Source organism: Clostridium sp., from assembly GCF_051656525.1.
Lineage (GTDB): Bacteria > Bacillota > Clostridia > Clostridiales > Clostridiaceae > Clostridium.
Map to the genome: position 1 here is coordinate 1 of NZ_JBOGCC010000174.1, position 5,947 is coordinate 5,947.

General features: G+C 27.5%; 6 protein-coding genes. 1 reads left to right on the forward strand and 5 read right to left on the reverse strand.

Annotated features, from left to right (window positions below; genetic code table 11):
* Positions 1–74 precede the first annotated feature (74 nt).
* From ACRDDY_RS08750 to scfA, 5 genes are all read right to left on the reverse strand, one after another.
* On the reverse strand, positions 75–629 hold the full coding sequence (locus ACRDDY_RS08750) for a hypothetical protein (protein WP_438564572.1): 555 nt from the start codon (positions 627–629) through the stop codon (positions 75–77).
* Between the two features lie 78 nt (positions 630–707).
* Entirely contained in the window at positions 708–2,126 is a 1,419-nt protein-coding gene (locus tag ACRDDY_RS08755) for an aminotransferase class I/II-fold pyridoxal phosphate-dependent enzyme (protein ID WP_438564573.1), read from the reverse strand.
* Between the two features lie 15 nt (positions 2,127–2,141).
* On the reverse strand, positions 2,142–3,362 hold the full coding sequence (locus tag ACRDDY_RS08760; RefSeq protein ID WP_438564574.1) for a M16 family metallopeptidase: 1,221 nt from the start codon (positions 3,360–3,362) through the stop codon (positions 2,142–2,144).
* Between the two features lie 79 nt (positions 3,363–3,441).
* Positions 3,442–4,797 carry a thioether cross-link-forming SCIFF peptide maturase gene (gene scfB, locus ACRDDY_RS08765; RefSeq protein ID WP_438564575.1) on the reverse strand — a complete coding sequence of 452 codons (1,356 nt, stop codon included), beginning with the start codon at positions 4,795–4,797 and terminating at the stop codon, positions 3,442–3,444.
* Positions 4,798–4,910: 113 nt separating this feature from the next.
* Positions 4,911–5,048, reverse strand: coding sequence for a six-cysteine ranthipeptide SCIFF (scfA, locus tag ACRDDY_RS08770; RefSeq protein WP_002598118.1), 138 nt, complete (start codon positions 5,046–5,048; stop codon positions 4,911–4,913).
* A 390-nt stretch (positions 5,049–5,438) separates the two neighbouring features.
* Between scfA and ACRDDY_RS08775 the strand changes: the two genes are divergently transcribed.
* On the forward strand, positions 5,439–5,947 hold a 509-nt coding region (locus ACRDDY_RS08775), incomplete at its 3' end, for a tetratricopeptide repeat protein (protein ID WP_438564576.1).

A 5,947-nucleotide genomic window follows, 5' to 3' on the forward strand; every position in this document is an offset into this window, starting at 1 on the left:
TATACGTAAATATTGTGCTAATTTTAAAAAGACTATTATACTATTAATTAGTACAACAGTCCTCCTTTAATTTCTTAATTATGCCAATATCTAGTTTGATCTTCTCTAGAATTCATATTATGTCCTTCCTCATATCTAAATCCATTATTTCCGTATCCTTGTCTATAACATTCATTAACTTGTGCATTTCCATTACATCTACAGTTATTCGATGAATAGCATTCTTCTTCAAAACAATATCCATTATTGCAATCATAACGGCTATCTTCTTCGGTATAGCATCCACAATTATTTTCTTTATAGTGATGATGTCCTTCATTACAACAATACTGTTCTTCACAGTTTTCTTTATAACATTCTATAGTTTTAAACATTAAAACATTTGCTTTTTTAAGTTGAATTTCTAACTGTTTACTCATTTCTTCCGCTTCTTTCATTAAGGCATCTGATTTATTTTCTAATACTCTTGCTTTTTTCATTATTTCTTCTACTTTACAATCATAAGCTCTTGCCTCTTCTAATTTTTTAGTTATTTCACATTGCATTTTCATAGTATATGCTACTAACTCCACTGCACAATGCTCGATTTTAGAACAGTCTTTTTCATTGCAATTTTGTTTTTTATTCATATATCATATCTCCTTTTTTTCATCCGTATTTATTTAAAGTTCAATATAATATATGATTATTCTTAAATTATGTTTCCCTTATCCTTTTATTATTTTTATTTTCTCATTATTTACTCCTATAACATCCATTTTATTATCTAAATATATATTAATTATATCCACTATTTCTTTAGTTATCTTTTCTCCTGGACAAAGCACTGGTATTCCTGGTGGATATGGAACTATATGCTCTTTAGATATTTTAGAAATTATATTATAATCTATTTTTTCCTCTGTATATTCCTTTTCTAACATCTCAAAAGGCTCATAAATTTTTTCAGGAATTTCTTCTAAAAATCTTCCCTTTGTATATTCTTCTTTAATTTTCTCTAACTTTAAAGATTTTAATACATTATATAATTTATCAAAATCTTCATCTACGTTAAATGTAGAAAATATTAATACTACTCCACGACTAAAACTCATTTCACATTGAATTTTTTCTTTTCTTAAATATTCTAAAAGTTTTTCCCCTGAATATCCTTTATCTAAGACTACTACATATCTTGTTTTATCTATTTTATATCCTTCTTTTAAATCTTTTTCAGAGTAAATTTTTATTCCATCTATTTCATCTATTAACTTTCTATATTTTTCACATCTCTCTATAAGCTCCTTATAATCAGCTTCTCCGTAAACTTGCATATAATGCCTTCCATAATCAAGTGATGCAAGTAAAAGATATGATGGTGATGTACTTGTTAATGCACTAAAATAAAAGTCTGACCTATCATGTCTGTCATTAACTATTAAATATCCACCTTGTGTTAGTGATGGAATTGTTTTATGTGCACTTAAAACTACATAATCTGCTATACTAGTTAAGCTTTTAGGAAATTCTTCATTACATTTAAAATGTGCTCCATGTGCTGAATCTATAACAGTCTTTATTCCTCTATCCCTAAGCTCTAATAAAAGATTCTCTATATTATATGCTACTCCAAAGTAATTTGGATAGGTTAAAATTACACCTTTTATATTCTTATTTATATCTAATTCTTCTCTTATATCATTTTCTGTTATAGGTAGTAAAATATCATTTTCTTTATCTACTCTTCCTCTTACATAATTAACCTTTAATTTTCTTAATATAAGTGCATTATAAATAGATCTATGACAATTTCTTTCAACTAAAACTTCATCACCTTCATTGAAAGCTGAAAATATAGCTACTAAATTTCCACCTGTACTCCCATTTACAATAAAGTAAGCCTTATTACACTCATAATATTCTTTTAAAAGCTCTAAAGCTTCCTTTATTATTCCTTCAGGATGATGTAAATTATCTAAAGGCTCAACCTCTGTTATATCTAAATATCCCATCTTCTCTTTAAATTCTCTTCCTACATAATCTTTTGAAAAACCTAATCCACCTTTATTTCCTGGCATCGAAAGTAGAAGATTTTCTTCCATATTGTATTTTATTATTTCTTCTAAAATAGGTATACGTCCCTCCATGTTAATCATCTCCTATTATTTTTTCTCTATTATTTGTATACTCTTATTTCTAAATATTTTATTTGCTAAATTCTTTAAATATTCTTTATCTATAAACTCCAATCTAATAGTTTCATTTAAGTAGGCCCTATAATCTTTATGCATTGTATCATAAGTTGCCATTTCTTTTGCTAAAACTATTCCTTGCTCTTCTCTAAACAATTTCTTTAAGTTTATACTTTTTATAAGTTCATCTATCTTTTCTTTATCTAATAAATCTAAAAGACTATGAACTTCACGTATAGCTTCATTTATAGTTTCTACTGCTAAATTTATATTCTCACTACTTGTTCCTAATATAATCTTGTAAAGCTTTATTGATTTCTCATGAGCAATTTTAGGAATAACATCATAAATAATTCCTTTTTCAGTTCTAAGTTTTGTATAAAGAACTGAATTTATTCCATTACTAAAAAATTCATTAAATACTTTAAGTGCTTTCATCTCTTCTTCACTTAAATGGTCAATCTTAAATATTATTTGAATTTTAGCACCATTTATTCCTTCTCTATAATCCCTATAAACCCCACTTTTAAAATCATCATATTCTGGTTTCTTTATAATTACATTTTCATACTTTTCCCATTCTTTAAATACTTTCCAAATACTAAACTTCACTTCATCAAGTTCCATATTACTAACAACAGCTATACTAGCATTTCCTGGAACATAGTAACTTTTATAAAAGTTTTTTATATCTTTTAATGTTATTTTCTCTAAATCCTCCATTCGTCCTATTATAGGATATTTTATCCTTCTATTATCAAAAGTGTTAAAGAATTGTTTATCTTCTACAAATTGTTCAAGTTCTTCATCCCACTCCATAAGTTCTTCCTTTATTACACTTATCTCTTCATTAAATCCTTTATCCGGAAAAATTGGATTTATTATTATATCTCCTAAAATTTCAATTCCTTTAGAAAAATCTTCTTCTAAAAGAGTTCCATAATAAATTACATATGGATAATTTGTCATTGCATTATTAAAACCAAACACTTTAGTTAAATCTTCATTTATTTTTTTCTCACTTCTATTTTGAGTTCCCTTATAAACCATATGTTCAGTTGCATGGGCTAAGCCATAAAGATTATCTTCCATGTCAGCTCCTGCATTTATAGAAATACATATTGATGTAAGATTTGACTCTCTCTTTTTATATATTAATTTTAAACCATTTGAAAAAATATGTTCTTTCATTTATCTTTTTCTCCTTAAAAAAAATAGGTGAAGCAAAAGAAAAGTTGCTTCACCTAAATTATATACTATATGAAAAATTTTATTCAACTGCCTTTAATGCAATTGCACATTCAATTCTTTTCTTTTGCATTTTGCATCCTATTTCATATGGACTTTTTATATCACCATTAAATGCAACGTTATTTGCTTGACATCCACCACTGCAGTAGAATCTTGCCCAGCACTCTTTACATTTTGGTTTATTATAGATATGAGCCATTTTAAATTCTTTACCCATTTCTTTATTATAAGAATCATCAAAAATGCTTCCAATTTTAAATTCTTCACGTCCTACGAATTGATGACATGGGTAAACTTCTCCTTGAGGAGTTATAGCAACATATTCAAATCCTGCTCCACATCCTGAAATTCTCTTATAAACACAAGGTCCACCTTGTAAATCTATATTAAAGTGATAGAAGTTAAACTCATCACCTTCTCTTTTTCTTCTTGCCATTTCATCAAATAGTTTATCATAGTTTTCAAATATTCTATCTAAATGCTCTTCTTTTAATGCAAGTGGATGTCCTTTTTCAAGTACAACTGGCTCAATTGAAATTTCTTTAAATCCTTGGTCTGCCATATACATAGCATCTTCAAAGAAGTCTAAGTTTTCTGCTGTAAATGTTCCTCTTACGCAGTGGTGCTTAGATTTATCTCTTTTTTCAACCATTTTCTTTATGTTTGGAAGAATCATATGGTGTGAACCCTTACCATCAAAAGTGATTCTAACTTTATCATTAACTTCTGGTCTACCATCTAATGAAAGAATAATATTCCCCATCTCTTTATCAATAAAGTCCATTTTCTCTTCATCTAAAAGAGTTGCATTTGTAGTCATTGTAAATCTAATATTTTTATTCCATTCAGCTTCTTTTGATCTAGCATATTCAATGATAGCAGTTACTGTATCCCAAATCATAGTTGGCTCTCCACCAAATAGATCTATTTCAATGTTTCTTCTTGGACCACTTCTTTTAACTATGTAATCTAAAGCAACCTTAGCTGTTTCTAAATCCATAACACCTTTATGCCCATAATACTCACCTTCATCAGCAAAACAATATTTACATCTTAAATTACATGTATGGATAATGTTTAAACAAACAGCTTTTAAATAGTCTCTGTCATCCATTGAACTATGAGCTATATCTTCATACATATCCATCGAGTAAAGTATTCCCTCTTTAACAAGTTCACGAACTTCATCATAAGCTTCGCTTATTTCAGCTTCTGGATATTTACCTTCTAACTTCTTAAGAACTACTTCTTTCTTTTCTAAACCTTTATCTTCTATAATATCGTAAACTAATTCGTCTACAACATGTACTGCTCCAGTATTAACGTCTAAAACAAAACACTCTCCGCCTTGTTTAAATTTATGAATTAATGACATCTTAAAATCCTCCTACAATAATATAAAATATATATTTAAATTTTATATAGAGTTTCTCTTAAAAATTAATTTCTGAAAATAAGCAGTAACTTATAAAAGTTACTGCTAAAAAACTAAGCTTCACACTCTAAGTTTGCAACTGTGCATGAAGTTTTACAAGCTGATTGACAAGAGTTAGCGCACTCTTTACATCCTGGCTTCTTTAAACTGTTTTTTATATTTGTCTTGTTTATAGTTTTTATATGTTTCATAACTAATCCTCCATATATTAAAGAATAACAAAAAGATTATATCATACTTTCTTATCTACTTCTACTTTATTTATATTGATTTAACCTTTAAAGGAAATACTTTCTTATAAGCACTCTATCTCTTAGCCCTTTATTTCCTAGCATTTCATCTCCTCGTTCTTTATTTTTTCATATTTTTCTGTTATGATTAAAGCTAAAGCTTATAACTAAAGACTTTATCTTATGAAAATGATATGTAACTTTTTAACTTTTTATCATAAATCAGTTTGTGGTTTTAACTATTTTTTGTTTTAAATTGTTACTTTTTTATTAAGAAATTTTTTCTTTATATTTTTTAAATAAAAAAGGTTTAAAATGTTTTCATAAAAGTCTTTAACACAAGGAGGACGTATGGAATTTTCAAATAAAAAATTACAAAAAGCTTTTGATTCCTTTGAGAATGAAAAGTATGATGACGCTTTAAAAATCTGTAACAAAGTACTTGATAAAGATTACAACAATGAAGAAGCACTGACTTTAGAGGGGGAAATTTTATATAAATTAGGAAGAATCGATGATGCTATCATCACGTGGAAAATAAATTCTGAATACAATAATAATGCATTAGCTAAAAGACATTTAGAAAGTCTAGATAATAATGTTCGTAAAATGGCGCTTAGCTATACTAGTATCTACTCAGAAAATGAAGAATATAGAAGACTTGTAATTGACGCTTATAAAGAATCAACTAAAAATGATGAAGTTAAAGACGAAAACTTAGGTGAAGAAATAAAAGCTTCTATAATTGAAAGCCGTGAAAGAGAGGCAGAACCTTCACTTTTTGAACTTGAAGCTCAAAAAATTAAAGATGAAGAGGATGCTGCTGCTAAAAAAGAAGCTGAAGCTAAGGCTAAAGAAGA